Consider the following 19,483-nt stretch of genomic DNA (forward strand, 5'->3'; position numbering starts at 1 on the left):
CTTTGATATAAAGCGGCTGTGACCTCCGATCTGGATCTCGGCGAGCTGGCGACCACGATCGAGGACTTCAACGCGTACTACATCCGCCTGCCCTCAGTTCGCCGGCTCAACTTCTCGACGCTGTCGGTGCTGCACACCCTGTCACGTAAGGGCCCGCTGCGGCTGACCGACCTGACGGCGACCGAGCAGCTCAAGCAGCCCGCGCTGACCGCGCTCGTGGCCAAGCTGGAACGCGAAGGGCTGGTGTCCCGCCGTCCCGACCCGCGTGACGGGCGCGCGGTCCTGCTGTCGCTCACCCCCGACGGCCGGCGGATCGTCGAGTCCAGGCGCGCCGACCGGGTGGAGCGCCTGCGCCGCCTGGTCGAGCAGCTGGACGACGGCGACCGGGCGGCGCTCGCGGACGTCGCGCGCGTGCTGGGCCGCCTGACCGAGATCGCGGCCGGGCTGGAGGAGCGAGGAGAGCCATCATGACGAAACCGCTGGAGCCGGTGCCGCTGCACGTGCCGGACGAGGTGCTCGACGACCTGCGCCGCAGGCTGGCCGCGACCAGGTGGGCGCCGGACCCGGGCAACGAGGACGGCCGTTACGGGGTGCGCCGGGCGTACCTGGAGGAGCTGGTCGCCTACTGGGCCGACGGCTTCGACTGGCGGGCGGCCGAGCGGGCGATCAACGCCTACGAGCACTACCGGGTGGACGTCGGCGGCGTCCCGGTGCACTTCATGCGCCGGCCCGGCGCGGGCCCGGACCCGGTGCCGCTGATCCTCAGCCACGGCTGGCCGTGGACGTTCTGGCACTGGTCCAAGGTCGTCGATCCGCTGGCGGACCCGGCCGCGTACGGCGGCGACCCGGCGAAGTCGTTCGACGTGATCGTGCCGTCGCTGCCGGGCTTCGGCTTCTCGACGCCGCTCACCGGGCGTCCCGACATGAACTTCTGGAAGATCGCCGACGTCTGGCACGAGCTGATGACCGGCGTGCTCGGCCACGAGCGTTACGCGGCGGCGGGCTGCGACGTGGGCGCGCTGGTGACGGGGCAGCTCGGCCACAAGTACGCCGGCGAGCTGATCGCCATCCACATCGGCTCGGCGCTCAAGCTCGACTTCTTCAACGGCGACCGGGCGTGGGACTTCAGCGGCGGCGCCCCCATCCCGCCCGATCTGCCGTCCGACGTGCACGCCCGGTTCATGGAGCTGGACCGGCGCTTCGCGGTGCACCTGGCCGCGCACATGATGGCGCCGTCCACGCTGGCGCACGGCCTGGCCGACTCGCCCGCCGGGATGCTCTCCTGGATGCTCGAACGCTGGGCGAAGTGGTCGGACAACGGCGGCGACGTGGAGCGGGTGTTCAGCAAGGACGACCTGCTCACGCACGCCACCATCTACTGGGCAGGCGAGGCGATCGGCTCGTCCGTCCGCACGTACGCCAACAACAACCGCTACCCGTGGACGCCGTCGCACGACCGCCGGCCGGTGGTGGAGGCGCCGACGGGCATCACGTTCGTGAGCTACGAGAACCCGCCGGGGGTGACGACCGGCGAGCAGCGCATTCGCGGGTTCCTGGAGAGCGACAGGGCGGCCTGGTACAACCACGTCGGGGTCACCTGCCACGACCGCGGCGGGCACTTCATCCCGTGGGAGATCCCGCAGGAGTGGGTCGCGGACCTGCGCCGCACGTTCCGCGGCCGCCGCTGAACCCGGACGCCCGGCCGCACGTTCCGCGGCCGCCGCTGAACCCGGACGCCGAGCCGCACCGGCGAGGACGGTCAGACGCCCAGCCGTACCGGCTCGGCCGGGACGCCCCCCGCGAGCAGCGCGCCGAGCGTGGCGGCGAGCGCGCGCGGCGAGAAGAGGTCGTCGCCGTGGCCCGCGGCGATCTCCGGCACGCTCCACCAGCGCATTCCGGTGATCTGCTCGGCGGCCAGCCGCGCGTCGTCCCACTCCCCGCGCGGCGTGAACGCGGGCGCGCGCACGAGGAAGTAGTCGTTGACGACGCCGTCGTAGCCGGGCGCGTGGTCGACGAGCGCGCGCTGGTGCCAGACGTGCGGTGGGAGCGCGGTCACGCGTAGCCCGACCTCCTCGGCCAGCTCGCGGCGCAGCGCCTGCAGGTCGGTCTCGCCGGGCTCGACGCCGCCGCCCGGCATCGCCCACACGACGGGCCCGCCGGCTGCGGTGGTGTCGTGGCGGCACAGCAGGACCTGGTCGTCGGGGTCGAGGATGATCGCGCGTACGGAACGGCGCATGCGGGGAGCCACGACCGGCCACCCTAACCGTCAGCAGGACAGCACGAAAAGCGTCATGATGCCGGAGATGAGCAGCACCATGGCCAGCACCGCGACGACCTCCCAGTTGCTGACCTGCGGGGCGAAGCGCTGCGGCCCGTCCTCGCCGGCCCTGGCGTTGAAGGCGCTCAGCCGGTTGGCCAGGCGCGCCTCGGTGTGGCGCAGTTCCAGCTCGATCTCCGCCAGGATGAGCCGCTCGTGGGGCGACAGGCCGTCCACGGGGTTCACTCCTTCTCCGCGGCGGCTTCGACGGCTGGACGGGCGGTGTGCGGATAGTGCAGGTCGAAGGCGGGACGTTCCGAGCGGATGCGGGGCAGGCTGGTGAAGTTGTGGCGGGGCGGCGGGCAGCTCGTCGCCCATTCCAGGGAGTTGCCGAAGCCCCAGGGGTCGTCCACGGTGACGCGGGGCGCGTGCCGGGCCGTCCACCAGACGTTGTAGAGGAACGGCAGCGTGGACAGGCCGAGCAGCAGCGCGCCGATGGATGAGATGAGGTGCAGGTCGGTGAAGTGGTCGACGGCGCTGTAGTCGGCGTACCGTCGCGGCATGCCGGCCACGCCGAGCCAGTGCTGCACCAGGAACGTGGTGTGGAACCCGATGAACAACATCCAGAAGTGCCACTTGCCGAGCCGCTCGTTGAGCATCCGGCCGGTCATCTTCGGCCACCAGAAGTAGAAGCCGGAGAACATCGCGAACACCACCGTCCCGAACACCACGTAGTGGAAGTGCGCGACGACGAAGTAGGTGTCGGTGATGTGGAAGTCGAGCGGCGGTGAGGCCAGGATCATCCCGGTCAGCCCGCCCAGCAGGAAGGTGATGAGGAAGCCGACCGCGAACATCATGGGCGTCTCGAAGCTGAGATGGCCGCGCCACATGGTGCCGGTCCAGTTGAAGAACTTCACGCCGGTGGGGATGGCGATGAGGAACGTGGTGAACGCGAAGAACGGCAGCAACACCTGCCCCGTCCCGTACATGTGGTGGGCCCACACCGTCATCGACAGGCCCGAGATGGCGATGGTGGCCCCGACCAGGCCGATGTAGCCGAAGACGGGTTTGCGGCTGAAGACCGGGATGACCTCGGTGATGATGCCGAAGAACGGCAGCGCGATGATGTAGACCTCGGGGTGGCCGAAGAACCAGAACAGGTGCTGCCAGAGCATCGCCCCGGCGTTGGCGGGGTCGTAGATGTGGGTGCCGAGCTTGCGGTCGGCCTCCAGCGCGAGCAGCGCGGCGGCCAGCACGGGGAAGGCCATCAGCACGAGCATGCTGGTCAGCAGGGTGTTCCAGGTGAAGATCGGCATGCGGAACATGGTCATGCCAGGGGCCCGCATGGCGATGATGGTGGTGAAGAAGTTGACCGAGCCGAGGATGGTGCCGAGCCCCGACAGGGCCAGCCCCATGATCCACAGGTCGCCGCCGATGGTGGGGCTGAACGTGGAGTGCGACAGCGGGGTGTAGGCGAACCAGCCGAAGTCGGCGGCGCCGCCGGCGCTGAAGAAGCCGCTGACGACGATGAGGCCGCCGAACAGGAACAGCCAGAAGCTGACCGCGTTGAGCCGGGGGAAGGCGACGTCGGGCGCGCCGATCTGGAGCGGCATGATGACGTTGGCGAACCCGGCGAACAGCGGGGTGGCGAACAGCAGCATCATGATCGTGCCGTGCATGGTGAACAGCTGGTTGTACGCCTCGTTGCTGACCAGCTGCAGGCCGGGCTGCACCAGCTCGGCGCGGATGATCATGGCCATGAGACCGGCCAGCGCGAAGAACAGGAACGAGGCGATCAGGTACATGTAGCCGATGGTCTTGTGGTCGGTGCTCGTCAGCCAGGCCACGACCAGCCGTCCCTTGCCCTTGGCCTCGACCGGCGCCAGGGCGGACGTCAACGGTTCGTCAGTACGCGGTTCTTCAAGAGTCACCGAAGCCCCCCATTTTGCCCCGACATGCCTGTGGCACCCTGTTTTCGCAGGTCAGCGCCGCACGACGGGCTTACCCCCTTCCCTGCGACCTATGCTCGGCCGCTCACCCACACCACCCGCTCGACCCCGCTCCGTAACCACGCGTGAGGCCGCCTCCGCCCCGGCGTGCGGGCTTGGATAGCCTGTCCGCTTTGGGAGGTATTGGGGTGTCGGGGGTTGTCGCGGCGTTCGCCGCACTGGTGTCGGTCGCCGTGCTCGGCTACGTCATCGGCGTCACCGGCCTGCTGCGGGCGAGCGACGAGCTGACACTGTCCCGGCTGGCGTTCTTCGTGGCGACCCCGGCGCTGATGTTCGCCACCGTCTCCAAGGCCGACCTCGGGGCGCTGCTGTCGCCCGTACTGCTCACCGAGGTCATCGCGGTGGCGTTCACGCAGCTGGTGTTCGTGCTGGTGGCCAAGCTGGCGTTCCGGCGGAGCACCCGGCAGGTCACGATCGGCGCCCTGGCCTCCTCGTACGTCAACGCCGGCAACCTCGGGGTGCCGATCTCCCTGTACGTCCTCGGCGACGCCGCGCTGATCGCCCCCATCCTGCTCTTCCAGCTCCTGGTGCTGACCCCCGTCTCGTTCCTGATCCTGGACAAGGGCGCCCGCTCGCCGCGCGCGGCCCTGCTGCTGCCGTTCCGCAACCCGCTCACGGTCGCCTCCCTGCTCGGGCTGGCGCTCGCGGTGAGCGGCGTCTCGCTGCCCGTCGCGGTCATGCGCCCGATCGACCTGCTGGGCGGCGCGGCCGTGCCCGTCGCGCTGCTGGCCTACGGTCTCAGCCTGTACGGCTCCCGCCGCCAGGCCCCCGCGCCCGGCGAGGACGGCGTGGGCAAGGACATCGCCCTGGCCGTGGCGCTCAAGGCGGTCGCCCAGCCGGTGGTGGCGTACCTGACGGCCCGCTTCGCCCTCCACCTGGACGGCACTCACCTCCTGGCCGCCACCCTCTTCGCCGCCCTGCCCACGGCCCAGAACATCTACGTGTACGCCGTCACGTACGACACCGCCCGCCGCCTGGCCAGGGGCACGATCCTGGTGACGACGGGCCTGTCCATCCCGATCATGACCGCCATCGGCGCCGTCCTGGGCTCCTGACTGGTCCGCGAGTCCTGATCCTTCTGGCACGCGTGGAGATCCGTCTGACACGAAAATGTTTGAGGGGCGTGTCGATTCCGGGGTGGCGCGTTCGACGCGTCGGTGAAGGACGACGACAAACCCGGGAGGAACTTCCCCATGCAGAAGATCACTACGTTCCTGTGGTTCAACGACCAGGCCGAGCAGGCCGCCACCTTCTACACCTCGCTGTTCGCCGACTCCCGCATCGTCGAGGTGCGGCGCGGGCCGGGCGGTGGCGTCATGGTGGTGACGTTCGAGCTGGCCGGGCAGCGGTTCATGGCGCTCAACGGCGGCCCCCAGTACACCCTGAACGAGGCCGTCTCCCTCTACGTCGACTGCCAGACGCAGGAGGAGATCGACGAGCTGTGGGCCACATTCATGGAGGGCGGCGAGGAGTCGAGGTGCGGCTGGCTGAAGGACCGGTGGGGCCTGTCCTGGCAGATCATCCCCCGACGGCTGCCCGAACTCCTCGGCCACCCCGACCCTGCCGCCGCTGAGCGGGTGATGAAGGCGATGCTCGGCATGCAGAAGCTCGACCTCCGCGCCCTGGAGGAGGCCGCCGGCGAAGCGTGACGGGCGACCGCTCAGCCGGGGGCCTTCGGCGTGGCGTGACGGGCGACCTTCTAGACGTGACGGGCGACCTTTTGGAACGGCCCCGCCCAGAAACCAGTGGTTGAAGGTCCCCGGCCTGGTGCGGCGGGTGACCGTTCAGAACAGGCCTGCTGAGAAGCCGGGGTCCTCCGTCGTCGCGAGGGCCTCGAACAGCAGGGCCACGCCCATCGCGCCCGGATCGGGCAGGCCGCGGGCGCGCTCACCCACGTAGCTGGCCCGGCCGCGGCGAGCGCGCAGGCCGGCGGTGGCGCGGGCGCCTTCGGCGGCGGCGCGGGCCGCGGCGGCGAAGCCCGTCCCGCGCTCCAGCTCAGCCGCCGCCGGAGCCAGCGCGTCCACGAGCGTGCGGTCGCCCACCTCCGCCTCGCCGACCCGCTGGATGGCGGCGAGGCCGGCGGCGGCGCCGCGCGCCCACCCGCCGACGGGGTCCTCGTCAAGGGCGCGGGCGATCTCGGTGAACAGCAGCCCGAACAGCGGCCCGCTCGTCCCGCCGACCTCGTCCAGGAACACCCGCCCCGCCACGTCGAACCCGTGCCCGGCGCCTGGCCCGTCCAGCTCGGCGAGGACGCGGGTCAGACCTGAGCGGAGGTTGTCGCCGAAGTCGCCGTCGCCGCTGGCCTGGTCGAGCCGGGTCAGCTCGTCATGGGCGGCGGCGACGGACTCGGCGTAGCGGCGCAGTACGGGCGCTGCGGTCGCGGTCATCGTCCCTCCTCGTCGACATCGTCCAGGACGGGGAACGCCGGGGTGCGGGCCGGGGCGCGCCACCACGTACGCCATCCGTCCTGCAACCGGGTCAGGGTCAGCGAGAACCCGGCCATGTCGAGCGCCGGCACGTACGTTCCCACCAGCGACTCCGCCACCCTCAGCCCGCGCTCCTCCAGCACGGCGGCGGCCTGGTCGAAGATGCCGTACAGCTCCAGCTGCGTGGTCGCGCCCATCCCGTTGACCAGCACCAGCAGCTCGCCCGGGCCTGGTGGCAGTCCGGTCAGCAGCTCGTCGATCATGCGGACGACCAGGTCGGGCAGCGGCGGCCGGTCGATGGTGGTGGCGGCCCGTTCGCCGTGGATGCCGACGCCGTACTCCAGCTCGCCTGCCCCGAGATGGAAGGCGGGCTCGCCGGTATGGAAGGAGGTCTGAGCGCGGGAGGCGACGGCCAGGCTGCGGGACGCGGCGGCGACCGCGTTGCCGAGGTCCGTCAGCTCGTCCAGGCCGCGGCCTTCGTCGGCGGCGGCCCCGAGCAGCTTCTCCACGACGACCGTCGCCCCGGTGCCGCGCCGCCCCATCGCACCGTCCGTGTCATCGGTGGCCAGGTCATCGTCCACGAGGACCCGCCCGACCCGCACCCCTTCGTGACGCAGCCGTTCAGCGGCGATGCCGAAGTTGATGCGGTCACCGGTGTAGTTCTTGACGACGTGCACGACCCCCTCCGGCCCGGCGGCGGCCAGGCTGGCGTGCAGGACCTGCCGGTTGTGCGGCGATGCGAACACCTGCCCCGGCGCGACGGCGTCCAGCATCCCCCGGCCGAGGAACCCGGCATGCATCGGCTCATGCCCCGACCCACCACCCGCGACCAGCCCGACGACGCGGCGCGGGTCCCGTTCACGTGCCCGCAGATGCACGGGCTCCTCGCGCAGTTCGACGAGGTGCGCGTGCGCACGGGCGAACCCACGCAAGGCAGGCGCGACGGGGTCACCGGCGGGCAGGAACGGCGCACTCATACCCCACCCCTCCCCCACTCAGGCTGCTTGTAGCGCGACCGGCCGATCCGCGTGGCAGCGAGGCCGGCCGACGGCCCGCCCTCGATCGGTCGGCGGCGGGGAGCCCGCAGTGGCGCTGGGGCGGCGGTGGTCGAGCTGTCCATCGGCATCCCTCCTGACTGGCTGCGCTCTCGTCCCGGCACGAGGACCAGGAGTTTCATGCTGGGTCCTCACGGCACGATCCGAGCCGTCGCCACGCCGCGCCCCGGCCCGCGCGCTCACGACACGCCGCCCGTCCCATCCGCATATCCTCACTCCACCCACGGGGCCAAGACACCGACGCCCCGCATCGCCCGCCCGAGCCTCACTGCCGCAGCGGGACGGCACGGAAACAGGTCAGGACCAGGGGATTTCGCCGGTGCGGCCGACGAAGCGGCCGGTGCCGGACTTCGGGGGTTCGGTGGCCAGGGTGACGATGGCGTCCGTGCCCTCGGTGACGGTCTGGGGGCCGGTGTGGCCGTTCAGGTCGGTGGCGGTGTAGCCGGGGTCGGCGGCGTTGACGCGGATGCCGGGCAGGGACTTGGCGTATTGGGTGGTCAGCATCGTCAGGGCGGCCTTGGAGGCGGTGTAGAGGGGCGCGATGGCCTTCGACTCGGGGCGCGACGGATCGTGGGTGAGCGCCAGGGACCCCATGCCGCTGCTGACGTTGACGATGCGCGGCTCCGGTGAGCGGCGCAGCAGCGGCAGGAACGCCGTCGTCGCCCGTACGACGCCGGCGACGTTGACGTCGAAGACCCCGAGAGCCACGGGGCCGGTCAGCGTGGAGGGGTCGCCGAAGGGGCCGTGGATGCCGGCATTGTTGATCAGTACGTCGATGCGCCCCTCGTGCTCGGCCACGTCCTTGGCGGCGGCGGCCACGGACGCGTCGTCGGTCACGTCGATCGGGACGAACCGCGCACCCAGGGCGGCGGCGGCCTCCGCACCCCGCTCGGGGTCGCGCGCCCCGAGCAGCACGGTGTGGCCGAGTGCGATGAGACGCCGGGCGGTTTCGCGGCCGAGCCCCTTGTTGGCGCCGGTGATGAAGGTAATCGTCATGAACATCATCATTCGGCACCGCCACCCACGCTCACCAGGGACACCACGACGGTAGGAACAGCCGTACCACCTTCGCTCGGCCGATATGCCGCAAGATGGGGACATGGGGACGAATGCCGGACTGGGGGCGATGATCCGTACGTGGCGGGACCGCCTGCCCCCGTCGGCGGCGGCGCTGCCCGTGGGACGCTCCCGCCGCGCCACCGGCCTGCGCCGGGAGGAGCTGGCCGAACTGGCCGGGGTCTCGGTCGACTACGTCGTCCGCCTGGAACAGGGCCGCGCCACCACGCCGTCGGCCCAGGTCGTCGCCTCCCTGGCCCGCGCCCTGCAGCTCTCCGCCGCCGAACGGGACCACCTCTACCGCCTGGCGAACCTCGTACCGCCGGCCGACGGCGCCGTCTCCGACCACATCGCGCCAGGCGTGCAACGCGTGCTCGCCCGGCTCGGGGACGTCGCGGTCGCCGTGTTCGCCGCCGACTGGCAGCTCATCCGCTGGAACCGCGCCTGGGCCGCGCTCCTCGGCGACCCCTCCACGGCACCCCGTCACCTCCGCAACTTCGCCCGCGACAGGTTCCCCGTGGACGACGCCCCGCCCCGGCTCGCCCACTGGCCCGTACACGAACTGGACGCGGCCACCACCGACGCCGCCGTCGTCTCCGACCTGCGCCGCGCCACCGGCCGCTTTCCCCGGGACCCGCGCCTGACCCGCCTGATCGACGACCTGCGGGCCGGCAACGAACGCTTCGCCGCACTCTGGGCGAAGGGCACTGTGGCCGCGCACCGCGAGGACCACAAGACCGTCGAGCACCCCTCGGTGGGACCGATCGCGGTGGACTGCGACGTCCTGACCGACGGCGACTCCGAATGCAAGATCGTGATCTTGTCGGCGGTCGCGGGCAGCGAGGACGAAACCAAACTCCACCTCGCCACACTCACCGGACCACCCTCGGGCACTCCGACATCGCTCTAGGCGACGGCCTGCTGCCGGCCGCGCCACTGCTTGCACTCCTGGACGTACCGACCCTCCACAGCGGCACTCGGCGGAGCGGCACAGCACGTGGTGGTCCTGATGAAACGAGGTCAGCATGCCGTCGTGTCCGTCCCGTTTCTGGGCACGGTCACCCACAAGCGCAGCAGGTGGCGGCGTCGCTCCGGCTCCGGGTGGTCCTCGAAGGCGGTGCGGCTGTGCAGGACGACGTGGTTGTTGAGGAACTGCATGTCGCCCGCCTGCAACTCCATCGTCATCGCGAACCGGGGGTCGTTCGTCAGCTCGTCGAGCAACGCCATCACCTCCAGTTGCGCGGCCGTCAGCGGGGGCACGCTCGCGCCCCGCTGCGCCGAGCGGAGGTAGTCGGGGCCGTACGCGATCGACAGCCCGCCGTCCGGGCGCCGCACGCAGATCGGCTTCGTGTAGAAGCTGTCCGGGCCGTCTCCGGTGCGGCGATCGTGCCACCACGGCCGATACAGCTCCTCTGCCAGGTCGGGCCTCAGCCGGACGATCTCGTTGTGCACCGCCACCGAGCTCACGATCGCGCTCAGTCCCCCCGCCTTCGCCGGCCGTACGCACAGCAACGCCACCACGTCGTAGGGGTCGCTGTGATAGCCCAGCCGCCCACGATGCTCGTAGCTTCGCGTCCGCCCCTCCGACGGATCCGAGCCCGTGTCCCGTACGTGCATCAGCGGCGCCTGCTCGGGTCCCTGCGGCATGACCTCGCCCACATGACGCGCCAGACCCACCGCCGCGACCTCCCGCTCCCGCTGCGTCATCTCCTCCACCGGCACCCCGCGCACCAGGACGAACCCCCGCCCATCCACAAGCTCCTCCCGGACGCGCCCCAGCACCGGCCCCAACGTCGGCAACGGGAAACCGTCGGCCGAGCCCGGATCCAGCGCTGGGTCGGCAGCCGGAGCCGGGCGGGGATCGGCTTGTCGGTTCGTGGCCGTGGGCCGGGAGTCGGTGCTCCTCTCGGTCGCGCGAACCGCCGCGAGCACTTCCCGCCGATGCTCCTCATCGAGCCGTACGATCCACGCCTCGTTTCCACGAACATCGTCCGCCCGCCACTCGCCGGGTCCGGCTGCCGGCTCGACCACCATCACGCCACCGCCTTCCTGCCGACCGCCAGCCGGTCCGCCGCCTCCACTCTCCCCGCCCCGGCCACCCCGCACAGCCCGTCATCGCCCACGGCAGAACATCTTCACCAGCAGCGAAAAGGCAGTGTCCCCGTGCTTCCGGCAAGGCCGGTGACGGCCCTCTCAGCGAGAAGAACGCCGCCTTCCGTCGACGAGGTGCCGCCTGCTCACAAGGGGGTGATGCCGCCGCGCGGAGGCGGGAGCCGTTCGCGTGATGCGCCGGACCACTCGGCCACCCGTCGGAGCGCCGCGCGGCCTCTCGGTCCCGCCTTGGGTGCCAAGCTCAGCGCCAGGCGGGCGGCGCGTTCTCGTAAGGCGGGGGTGTCCTGGGCGAGGACGGGAACCAGGGCTTGCAGGACGATGTCGGTGCGGGTTGCGTCGCGTAGCGCTGCCTCGGCCGCCCACTCCACGGCCACCCGCAGCAGCTTCTTCTCCGGCCGGGACGTCAGTGCCGCCATGGCCTCCGCGAGCAGGCCGTCGTCCAGGCGTCCTGCCTCCTCCAGGCGCCACAGCTGGGCCACCGCCATGTCGGCGACCGCGACGGGGCCGGCCGGGAGGAGGCTCGCGTAGTCGGAGGCGTGGGCGGCTGCCTCGTCGAGGGCGGGGTTGAGGCGGTCGTGCAGGCCCACGAGGTGGGCCGAGGTCAGGCGCCCTGCACGTGGACCCCTGGCCTCGTCCGGGAGGGGCCATTCGCCGAAGCGCGGCCGCCTCTCTATCCTTCCGGTGGCTGCCATCGGCCCCGAGATCGGGTGGGTGAAGCGGGCGGAGGTGCCGCATGCCGGGCGGGCCGACCGCGCGTTGATGGGGCGGGCGGGGGCGGAGCCACATTCTTGGGTCAGCTTGTGGAGGAGAGTCCCAAGGACGGATGCGCGGGTGAGTAGGCCGTCCTCAACGAGGCGTGTCACTGCGGCGATCAACAGCCAGAGCTCGGCGTGGGTGAGGCCGCCGAAGTCGAGGAGGTGCGGGGCGTAGGCGGCGGAGAGCGGGTCGTTCGCCAAGCTCCCGAGTGGTGACGATCGCGACGAGCGTAGCCAGCCCACGATGAACGCGTGGTCGCGGGGTGGCCGGATGCCCGTCTCGCGGGTCAGCTCGGCTGCCACCTCCCAGTGCCGGAGCTCAGGAAGCCGCAGGCGGGAGGTGATGTGGCGGGCCACGTCGGCCTGCCACTGCGGCGGTCTCCGGCGGAGCAGGGCGAGGAGGCGCCGGCTCTCGGTGCGTTCGCCGCGCGACCGCTCGTCCTTGCGCGGCGGCTCATCCCTGTCGGCTTGCAGTTCGGGTTTGAACAGCCAGGACGCCACTTCCGCGGGCTCGCTCAGGCAACCGGCGCCGGCCAGGAGCAGGGGTGTCGCCGCACAGCCCAGGCCGGGCGCGCGCGCCACGTGACCAGGTAGCTCGGCGGCGATCTCGGCACGCTGGGCTGGGCTGAGGGTGCTGATGTAGTGCTCGGTGCCGGGCACGTCGCCCGCCCGGATGCGTGTGAGCGCCTCGGCCCACGCTCGCGCGACCCCCGTACGCCCCGCCGGCGCCACCGCTTCCACCATGGCCGGGACCTTATCGAGCGGCCACGACAATTTCGGTTCTCGAACGTGATCACGAGAATGTGATATGATCATTTTGTCATGAACAGTCATGACATCTCCGGTCCAGAAGATGCCGCCGCCCGTTTCGTCGCGGCGATGAACTCCGGCGGTTCCCTCGATCACGTCTACGAGGACGACGCCGTTCTCGTCCCCGTCCCAGGGCACCCCGTCACCGGCGCGGCCCGCGCCGCCGCCAACCGTCACCTGCGGAGCTTCGGGGTGCCGATGGAGGCGGTCCCGCGGCAGGTGTACGTCGCCGGCGACCTCGCCCTGCTCATCCTCGACTGGTCGATGCGCGGCACCGCACGCGACGGCACCGAGATCGACATGAGCGGCACCGCGACCGACGTCCTCAGGCGGGGCCAGGACGGCCGGTGGCGGTGCGTCATCGACAACCCGCACGGCACCGACAACCCGCACGGCACCGACATCCCCCACGGCACCGACGGCCCCCATGGCACCGCCACGCCCCCGAGCTGACGCCGGCGCTCTATGGGGTCACGTCCAGGACGGCCTTGCCGGCGACGCGGCGGTTTAGGAGGGCTCGGGCGGCGTCGGTGAGCGAGTACGGCTCGAAAACAGCGGGTTCGTCCGATGCCCAGCCGATGTTCTGGACGTTCCCGCCGGGCGCCAGGAGCTGCCAGGCGGCGGCGAGCCGGGGGCCGCCTACGGTGTCGAGGATGAGGTCCACCGGGCGGTCCACGCCGTCCAGGCCCACCACCACCTCGTCGGCGCCCAGCCCGGCCGGCCCTTCGGCGCGGGCGGGCGAGCCCACCGAGGCGATGACGTGTGCGCCGCCCAGGGCGGCGAGCTCCACGCGACGACCAGCCCCCGCGCGAGGGTCAGTCTCCGCGCGAGGGTCAGGACGTGACCAGGGTCAGGCCCAGGGCTGAGAGTGCTTCGGCGACCGGCTGGAAGTACGTGGTGCCGCCCGTCGCGCAGCTGCCGGAGCCGCCCACGGTCAGCCCCTGGGCCTGATCGCCGGAGACGAAGGGGGCGCCCGACGTGCCGGGCTCGGCGCACACGCTCGTCCGCACCAGGCCGGTGATCACGCCTTCTGGGAAGTTCACGGTGACGTTGCGCTGCTGGATGACGCCGCAGTGCCAGCCCGCGATCGGGGTGGCCTGGCAGACGGACGCGCCGATCGGGGCGGGATTGGCGCCGCGGATGGGGCGTTCCGTGCCGAGGGCGGCGACGGCGCCGCGCGGGTTCCAGCCGGGATAGAGGGAGACCCAGGCGTAGTCGTCGCCGGGGTAGGAGGAGGCTTCGAAGACGCCGATCGGGGTGCCGTCGGCGGTGGTGGCGATGTCGCCGCGCTCGCCGCAGTGGCCGGCGGTGAGGAAGCCGCCGGTGGTGCCGCCGCGTACGGTGAAGCCGACGATGCAGCGTCCCTTGCCCTCGACCATGAAGCCGTCGCCGCCGCGGATGTCGGCGTACGGGGCTGGGCGGGCGGCGGACGGTTCGACGCGTACGGCGGACGGGTCCGCTCCTGCCGCGCGGGCGAAGGCGGTGGCCGCGGCGGGGTCGGCGGCCAGGATCACGATCTCGCCGGTGGTCGCGTCCACGTACCAGGCGTGCACGTCCGGGCCGGCGAGGCGGCCGGCGGCGTCGAGGCGGTTCTTGCCGGCGTCGAGCGCGGCCAGGGGGCGGGCGCCGGCCGAGGCGGGGGCGCCGGGGAGAGCGGATGTCCCTATCAGGGTGACGAGCAGAGCGAGGGTGGTGACGGCAAGGCGGTACACGTTCATGCAGGCGGGCCTCCTGCCCATCACCGTAAGCCGGTACGACCCCCGTACATCCCTATCATTTTCCCCCTATCACCGTGTTATGGCCCGCCGCGCCCATCGGCGGATGATAACCGTGAGTGCATGATCGCTCACCGCGACTTCGCGTCCGTGGCGGCGCGTGCGTCCATGCTCGGGGAGCTCATCGCCACCACCCACACCTGCACCCTGGAGCAGATCCCTGACCTGGTGGCGGAGCACGCGGCCCCGGCGGGGCTGCGCGACGTGGTGATCTACCTCGCGGACCTGCAGCAGGAGGTGCTGTCCCCGCTGGTCGCGGAGCCGGCGCCGGCCGGGGAGGCGCAGGAGGCGGAGATCGGCGTCGAGGGCACGGTGGCGGGCCGGTCGTTCCAGCACGGGGAGATCCTGCCGGTGACCGTGCGCGACCCGGAGCAGTGGTGGGTGCCCCTGGTGGACGGCACGGACCGGCTGGGGGTGCTGCGGATCACCGCCCCTGGCGCGGACGCGGGAACGCTGCACGACATGGAGCTGCTGGCCGGGCTGGTGGCGCTGCTGGTGGTCTCGAAGCGGCCGCTGAGCGACTCCTACGGCCGTCTGGTCCGCAGGCGGCGGATGACGGTGTCGGCGGAGATGGAGTGGCGGCTGATGCCGCAGCGCACGTTCGCGACCGACCGGCTGATGGTCAGCGCGGTCATGGAGCCGGCGTACGAGGTGAGCGGCGACGTCTACGACTACGCGATCGAGGGCCACGTCGCCCACCTGGCGATCTTCGACGCGATGGGCCACGACACGGCGGCCGGGCTGACCGCGAACCTGGCGCTGACGACGCTGCGCAACAGCCGCCAGTGCGGCATGACGCCCGCGCAGTGGGCGGCCAGGATCGACGAGGAGCTGACGGCGCAGTTCGGCGGGGAGCGGTTCACGACGTGCCTGCTGGCCACCCTCGACATCCTGAGCGGCGAACTGCGCTGGGTGAGCTGCGGCCACTACCCGCCGGTGATCGTCAGGAGGCGGACGACGGTCGAGCTGGACTGCCCGCCGTCCCCGCCGGCGGGCATCGGGCTGACGGAGACGGTGACGGAGTGCCGGGCGCAGCTCCAGCCGGGCGACCGGCTGGTCCTCTACACCGACGGCATCACCGAGGCGCGCAACCGGCAGGGCGAGGAGTTCGGGATGGAGCGCTTCGCCGACTTCCTCACCCGGCACCAGGCCGACGAGCTGCCGGTGCCGGAGACGTTGCGCCGGTTGATCCATCATCACCTCGCCTACCACGAGCGCCGGTTGAACGACGACGCGACGGTGCTGCTGGTGGAGTGGCCGGGCAGGCCGTACCCGAAGGGACGTCCCGAGGCGCTGGCGGGCCTGCCGCCGGAGACCGCCGACAACACTTAACGGAACAGACATGCCATTAGTGTGCTACCGTCCTTAACGGTAAATCTGTTCCATTTAGGAGGATGTTGTGGAATATCGGCGACTGGGCGGGCTCGAGGTGCCCGCGCTGAGCTTCGGCGCCGGCACGTTCGGCGGCAGGGGCGAGCTGTTCGGCGCCTGGGGCGACACCGACGTGGCGGGGGCCAGGCGGCTGGTGGACGTGGCGCTCGACGCGGGACTGACCATGTTCGACACGGCGGACGTCTACTCCGACGGCGCCTCGGAGGAGGTGCTCGGCCAGGCCGTGAAGGGACGGCGCGACAAGGTGCTCATCTCCACCAAGGCGGGCCTGCCCATGCACGACGGCCCGAACGGCGCGGGCACGTCCCGCTCACGGCTCATCACGGCCGTGGACGACGCACTGCGCCGGCTCGGCACCGACTACATCGACCTGTTCCAGTTGCACGCCTTCGACGCCGCCACCCCGGTCGAGGAGGTGCTGGGCACGCTCGGCGACCTGGTCACGGCCGGCAAGCTGCGGTACGTCGGCGTGTCCAACTTCTCCGGCTGGCAGCTCATGAAGTCGCTGGCCGCCGCGGACCGGCACGGCCATCCCCGGTACGTCGCCCACCAGGTCTACTACTCGCTCGTCGGCCGCGACTACGAATGGGAGCTGATGCCGCTCGGCCTCGACCAGGGCGTCGGCGCGCTGGTGTGGAGCCCGCTCGGCTGGGGGCGGCTGACCGGCAGGATCAGGCGGGGCAGCCCGATCCCGGCGGGCAGCCGGCTGCACAAGACCGCCGCGTACGGCCCGCCCGTCGCCGACGAGCTCCTCTACCGGGTCGTGGACGCGCTGGACGAGGTCGCGCAGGAGACCGGGAAGAGCGTGCCGCAGATCGCGCTCAACTGGCTGCTGACCCGGCCCAGCGTGGCCTCGGTGATCGTGGGCGCGCGCAACGAGGAGCAGCTGCGCGAGAACCTCGGCGCCGTCGGCTGGCGGCTCACCCCCGAGCAGGTACGCAGGCTGGACGCGGCGAGCGAGGTCACCGCGGCGTACCCGTACTTCCCGTACCGGAACCAGGAGGGGTTCGCCCGGGTCAACCCGCCGGTCGAGCGGCTCATCGCGGCCGGTTGAGCCGCGCCCTGTCGACCTTGCCGGTCTGGTTGCGCGGCACCTCGGAGACGAACTCCACGTCGCGCGGCGCCTTGTACCCGGCCAGCTCCTCCTTGACCGCCCGCCGCAACTCGTCGGCCGACAGCTCGGCCCCGTCCTCGGGGACGACGTAGGCGGCCAGGCGCTGCCCGTACTCCTCGTCGCTCACCCCCAGCACGGCGACGTCGGCCACGCCGGGCCGGGCTGCGAGGAAGTCCTCCACCTCCTGCGGGAACACGTTCTCGCCGCCGGAGACGATCATGTCGTCGTCGCGGCCGTCGATGAACAGCCGCCCGTGCTCGTCGCGGTGCCCGAGGTCGCCGGTGGCGAGCGGGCCGCCGGGGCCGAACGTCAGCCCGCCCGCCACGACCACCCGTCCCACCTGCCCGGACGGCAGCTCGCCGCCCGATGGGTCCTCGATGCGGACGGTGGTGCCGCGTGGCGGGCGGCCGACGGTGCCGGGCGCGGCGCGCAGGTCGGCGGGGGTGGCCAGGGCGGCCCAGCCGGCCTCGGTGGAGCCGTACAGGTCGTGGAGGACGTCGCCGTAGGAGTCCATGAAGCGGGTGGCGAGGTCGGCGGGCAGGGCGGAGCCGCCGGAGACGACGACCCGCAGGCGGGGCAGCGGCCGGGGCGGAAGGTCGAGCAGGCGGCGCAGCATCACCGGTACGGCGATCAGCGCGCCCGCGCCGGTACGGTCGAGCGCGTCGAGGACGGCCGCCGCGTCGAAGCGGCGCAGCAGCACGACGGGGCAGCCGAGGACGAGCGCGGCGGCGTACCAGAGCAGGCCGAGCCCGTGGAACAGCGGCGGCGCGATCAGCATCGGCTCGCCGCCGCGCAGCGGCACGGTACCCAGCATCGAGACGAACGGCTCGGCCATCGCCCCCATGGACAGCCGCCGCGGCGCCCCCTTGGGGGTGCCGGTCGTGCCGGACGTGAGCAGCACCAGCCGCCCCGGCCGCTTCGGGCACGGCGGCGCGTCCTCCGTCCCGGCGGATGCACCCAATCCCGCGCGGCCGTCCGCGGCCTTCCCAGCCTGGGCGAGGTCGTCGAGGTCGGTGATGTGGGGGCCGTCGAACTCGACCTCCGCCGACCCGGGCGCGGCGAGGAGCACGTGCACGCCCTCCCGCCGCAGCACCTCACGCAGCCGGGGGCCGGCCAAGCCGGTGTTGAGGAGCAGCAGGTCGGCCCCGAGCCTGGACACCGCCGCGACGGCGGCGGGGAAGCCGCGGTCGTTGGGCCACATGACGGCCACCGTGGTGCCGGGCCCGACGCCGAGCCGCCGGTGCAGGCCGGCCGCCAGCGCGGCGGCGTGGTCGTCGAGCTCGGCGAACGTGACGCTGCCTGCCTCGTCGATCACGGCCGCCCGATCGGGCCAGCGGGCCGCGGCGATGGCCAGGCCGGTGGCGGGGGTGAGGTGGAAGTGCCGGTACGCCTCCACCATGCGGGCCAGCGCGGCCGGGTGCACCGGGCCGAGCAGCCCGTTGCGGGTGAGCGTGGCGGCGGCCTGCACGCCGAAGCCGCCCAGGTCGATCAGCCGTCCGAGCACCGCCGTCCCCTCACCTTCCGGTACGAGCCAGGACGAGGTACGCGTACCCGCTGACGACCGGACGGAACGTTACTGCTGCCCCGGCCGGCGCGCGGGAGCAGGAGCGGGCCCGGCCGTGCCGTCGGTGAAGCGGCCGGGACGGAAGGGGGCAAGCAGCGGCGACTCCTCTCCGTACAGCTCCCCGGCCACCTCGTCCATCAGCAGCGGCGCCAGCGTGACCCCGCTGTGCGTGGCCACCGTGTAGACGCGCCGATCGGGGTCGGCGAACCCGGCCACGGTCAGCCCGTCGCCGGGCATCGCGCGCTGCCCGACGACGGCCCGCTCGACGGCGGCGCCGTCGGTGGCGTGCAGCACTCCGGGCAGCAGGGCCATCATCTTGGCGAGCACCTCGGCGGGCACCGGGGTGGCCGGATCGGCGAGGTGGTCGAGGGGCAGCGACTGCAGCAGGATACGTCCGCCGCCGTCGGGGCGCAGGTTGAGCGCGGCGGTGGTGAGGATGCGCGACAGCCGGGCGGGCACCGCGGTCGTGGTGACCAGGAAGCCGTTGGTGACCGTGCCGGACACGGCCGGGTCCAGCATGGGGACGGTCGCGCCGGCCAGCGCGGCCACCTGCTCGCTCCAGCGGCCCGCGCAGGTGACGACGGCGTCGCCGGCGAACGTCCGCCCGTCCGCGACCGTCACCTTGACCCCCGACGCCCCTGCCTCGATCGCGGTGACCTCGGCGCCGCACTCCAGCCTGGCCCCGTGATCGCGGGCCTCGCCGAGCAGCCGGCCGAGCAGCCGCAGCGGCTGGACGTACGCCTCGACGGGGAAGAAGACGTGCTCGGTGCCCGGCGGAGGGGGCACCAGGTCGGGTTCGAGGGCGAGGGCGCGGCGGGCGGTGACCCGCTCGACCGGGTAGCCCATGCCCTGGAGGCGGGAGACGCGGGCTTCGAGCTGCTCCTTGTGGTCGTCGGTGACCGCGTACTCGAGGTTGCCCGTGGGGTGGAACCAGTCGCCCGGCAACTGGTGGTGGGCCCAGACGGCGGCGTGGTTGAGGTCGAAGTACGCCTGCGGGGTCTTGTTGTTGGCGTTGATCCAGGCGACCGAGGTGGACGTCGTACCGGCTCCCGGCGTGCCCGCCTCCAGCACCGTGACCTGCGCGCCGCGCCGGGTCAGGCCGGCCGCGACCGCGGAACCGACCACCCCCGCGCCGATGACGACGACTCGCACGCTTGC

General features: G+C 72.2%; 20 protein-coding genes. 8 read left to right on the top strand and 12 right to left on the bottom strand.

Going from position 1 to position 19,483, the window contains the following annotated elements; all coding sequences use genetic code 11:
• Positions 1 to 18 precede the first annotated feature (18 nt).
• Together AB0K28_RS38660 and AB0K28_RS38665 are read left to right on the top strand one after the other, a co-directional pair.
• Positions 19 to 471, top strand: a complete 453-nt coding sequence (locus tag AB0K28_RS38660) for a MarR family transcriptional regulator (RefSeq protein WP_364379995.1) — start codon at positions 19 to 21, stop codon at positions 469 to 471.
• Positions 468 to 1,688, top strand: a complete 1,221-nt coding sequence (locus AB0K28_RS38665) for an epoxide hydrolase (RefSeq protein ID WP_364379998.1) — start codon at positions 468 to 470, stop codon at positions 1,686 to 1,688. The genes AB0K28_RS38660 and AB0K28_RS38665 overlap by 4 nt, the downstream gene beginning before the upstream one ends.
• Positions 1,689 to 1,759: 71 nt before the next feature.
• Here AB0K28_RS38665 and AB0K28_RS38670 read toward each other — a convergent pair whose 3' ends face one another.
• The 3 genes from AB0K28_RS38670 to ctaD are packed head-to-tail and all read right to left on the bottom strand — an operon-like array spanning position 1,760 to position 4,155.
• Complete coding sequence (locus tag AB0K28_RS38670; RefSeq protein WP_364380001.1) at positions 1,760 to 2,248, bottom strand: NUDIX domain-containing protein; 489 nt, start codon at positions 2,246 to 2,248, stop codon at positions 1,760 to 1,762.
• Positions 2,249 to 2,266: 18 nt separating this feature from the next.
• The gene (locus AB0K28_RS38675) at positions 2,267 to 2,494 is read right to left on the bottom strand and encodes a DUF3040 domain-containing protein (RefSeq protein WP_355427968.1); all 228 of its coding nucleotides are present in this window, start codon (positions 2,492 to 2,494) and stop codon (positions 2,267 to 2,269) included.
• A gap of 5 nt (positions 2,495 to 2,499) precedes the next feature.
• A complete protein-coding gene (gene ctaD / locus AB0K28_RS38680) occupies positions 2,500 to 4,155 on the bottom strand; it encodes a cytochrome c oxidase subunit I (RefSeq protein ID WP_364380005.1) in 1,656 nt (551 codons plus the stop codon).
• Positions 4,156 to 4,394: 239 nt separating this feature from the next.
• On the opposite strand from ctaD, the gene AB0K28_RS38685 reads away from it, so the two are divergent.
• Together AB0K28_RS38685 and AB0K28_RS38690 are read left to right on the top strand one after the other, a co-directional pair.
• Positions 4,395 to 5,321 carry an AEC family transporter gene (locus tag AB0K28_RS38685; RefSeq protein WP_364380008.1) on the top strand — a complete coding sequence of 309 codons (927 nt, stop codon included), beginning with the start codon at positions 4,395 to 4,397 and terminating at the stop codon, positions 5,319 to 5,321.
• A gap of 138 nt (positions 5,322 to 5,459) precedes the next feature.
• Positions 5,460 to 5,915 (top strand): VOC family protein, encoded by a 456-nt coding sequence (locus AB0K28_RS38690; RefSeq protein ID WP_364380011.1) that lies wholly within the window; start codon positions 5,460 to 5,462, stop codon positions 5,913 to 5,915.
• A 135-nt stretch (positions 5,916 to 6,050) separates the two neighbouring features.
• Here the strand turns inward: AB0K28_RS38690 and AB0K28_RS38695 are convergent, their stop codons facing one another.
• From AB0K28_RS38695 to AB0K28_RS38705, 3 genes are all read right to left on the bottom strand, one after another.
• Complete coding sequence (locus AB0K28_RS38695; protein ID WP_364380014.1) at positions 6,051 to 6,653, bottom strand: DAK2 domain-containing protein; 603 nt, start codon at positions 6,651 to 6,653, stop codon at positions 6,051 to 6,053.
• Positions 6,650 to 7,669 (bottom strand): dihydroxyacetone kinase subunit DhaK, encoded by a 1,020-nt coding sequence (locus AB0K28_RS38700; RefSeq protein ID WP_345404457.1) that lies wholly within the window; start codon positions 7,667 to 7,669, stop codon positions 6,650 to 6,652. The genes AB0K28_RS38695 and AB0K28_RS38700 overlap by 4 nt, the downstream gene beginning before the upstream one ends.
• Before the next feature lie 375 nt (positions 7,670 to 8,044).
• Positions 8,045 to 8,743 carry an SDR family NAD(P)-dependent oxidoreductase gene (locus AB0K28_RS38705; protein ID WP_364380017.1) on the bottom strand — a complete coding sequence of 233 codons (699 nt, stop codon included), beginning with the start codon at positions 8,741 to 8,743 and terminating at the stop codon, positions 8,045 to 8,047.
• A gap of 103 nt (positions 8,744 to 8,846) precedes the next feature.
• Between AB0K28_RS38705 and AB0K28_RS38710 the strand changes: the two genes are divergently transcribed.
• On the top strand, positions 8,847 to 9,713 hold the full coding sequence (locus AB0K28_RS38710) for a helix-turn-helix transcriptional regulator (protein ID WP_364380020.1): 867 nt from the start codon (positions 8,847 to 8,849) through the stop codon (positions 9,711 to 9,713).
• A gap of 110 nt (positions 9,714 to 9,823) precedes the next feature.
• On the opposite strand, the gene AB0K28_RS38715 is transcribed toward AB0K28_RS38710, so the two are convergent.
• Together AB0K28_RS38715 and AB0K28_RS38720 are read right to left on the bottom strand one after the other, a co-directional pair.
• A complete protein-coding gene (locus AB0K28_RS38715) occupies positions 9,824 to 10,837 on the bottom strand; it encodes a TauD/TfdA family dioxygenase (RefSeq protein WP_364380279.1) in 1,014 nt (337 codons plus the stop codon).
• A 203-nt stretch (positions 10,838 to 11,040) separates the two neighbouring features.
• Entirely contained in the window at positions 11,041 to 12,414 is a 1,374-nt protein-coding gene (locus AB0K28_RS38720) for a hypothetical protein (protein ID WP_364380023.1), read from the bottom strand.
• Positions 12,415 to 12,492: 78 nt separating this feature from the next.
• Between AB0K28_RS38720 and AB0K28_RS38725 the strand changes: the two genes are divergently transcribed.
• Complete coding sequence (locus AB0K28_RS38725; protein WP_364380026.1) at positions 12,493 to 12,933, top strand: nuclear transport factor 2 family protein; 441 nt, start codon at positions 12,493 to 12,495, stop codon at positions 12,931 to 12,933.
• A 10-nt stretch (positions 12,934 to 12,943) separates the two neighbouring features.
• Here the strand turns inward: AB0K28_RS38725 and AB0K28_RS38730 are convergent, their stop codons facing one another.
• Together AB0K28_RS38730 and AB0K28_RS38735 are read right to left on the bottom strand one after the other, a co-directional pair.
• Entirely contained in the window at positions 12,944 to 13,270 is a 327-nt protein-coding gene (locus AB0K28_RS38730; RefSeq protein ID WP_364380029.1) for a zinc-binding dehydrogenase, read from the bottom strand.
• Between the two features lie 43 nt (positions 13,271 to 13,313).
• Positions 13,314 to 14,198 (bottom strand): S1 family peptidase, encoded by an 885-nt coding sequence (locus AB0K28_RS38735; RefSeq protein WP_345404442.1) that lies wholly within the window; start codon positions 14,196 to 14,198, stop codon positions 13,314 to 13,316.
• A 120-nt stretch (positions 14,199 to 14,318) separates the two neighbouring features.
• On the opposite strand from AB0K28_RS38735, the gene AB0K28_RS38740 reads away from it, so the two are divergent.
• Positions 14,319 to 15,587 carry a PP2C family protein-serine/threonine phosphatase gene (locus AB0K28_RS38740; protein WP_345404439.1) on the top strand — a complete coding sequence of 423 codons (1,269 nt, stop codon included), beginning with the start codon at positions 14,319 to 14,321 and terminating at the stop codon, positions 15,585 to 15,587.
• Positions 15,588 to 15,654: 67 nt separating this feature from the next.
• Entirely contained in the window at positions 15,655 to 16,701 is a 1,047-nt protein-coding gene (locus AB0K28_RS38745; RefSeq protein ID WP_364380032.1) for an aldo/keto reductase, read from the top strand.
• Here the strand turns inward: AB0K28_RS38745 and AB0K28_RS38750 are convergent.
• Together AB0K28_RS38750 and AB0K28_RS38755 are read right to left on the bottom strand one after the other, a co-directional pair.
• Positions 16,685 to 18,265 carry an AMP-binding protein gene (locus AB0K28_RS38750; protein WP_364380035.1) on the bottom strand — a complete coding sequence of 527 codons (1,581 nt, stop codon included), beginning with the start codon at positions 18,263 to 18,265 and terminating at the stop codon, positions 16,685 to 16,687. The two genes, AB0K28_RS38745 and AB0K28_RS38750, sit on opposite strands and share 17 nt — an antisense overlap.
• Positions 18,266 to 18,334: 69 nt before the next feature.
• Positions 18,335 to 19,477: an FAD-binding oxidoreductase gene (locus tag AB0K28_RS38755; protein WP_364380038.1), complete on the bottom strand. Its 1,143-nt coding sequence runs from the start codon at positions 19,475 to 19,477 to the stop codon at positions 18,335 to 18,337.
• Positions 19,478 to 19,483: the final 6 nt, after the last annotated feature.

The organism is Nonomuraea sp. NPDC049504, assembly GCF_040676845.1.
GTDB lineage: Bacteria > Actinomycetota > Actinomycetes > Streptosporangiales > Streptosporangiaceae > Nonomuraea > Nonomuraea salmonea.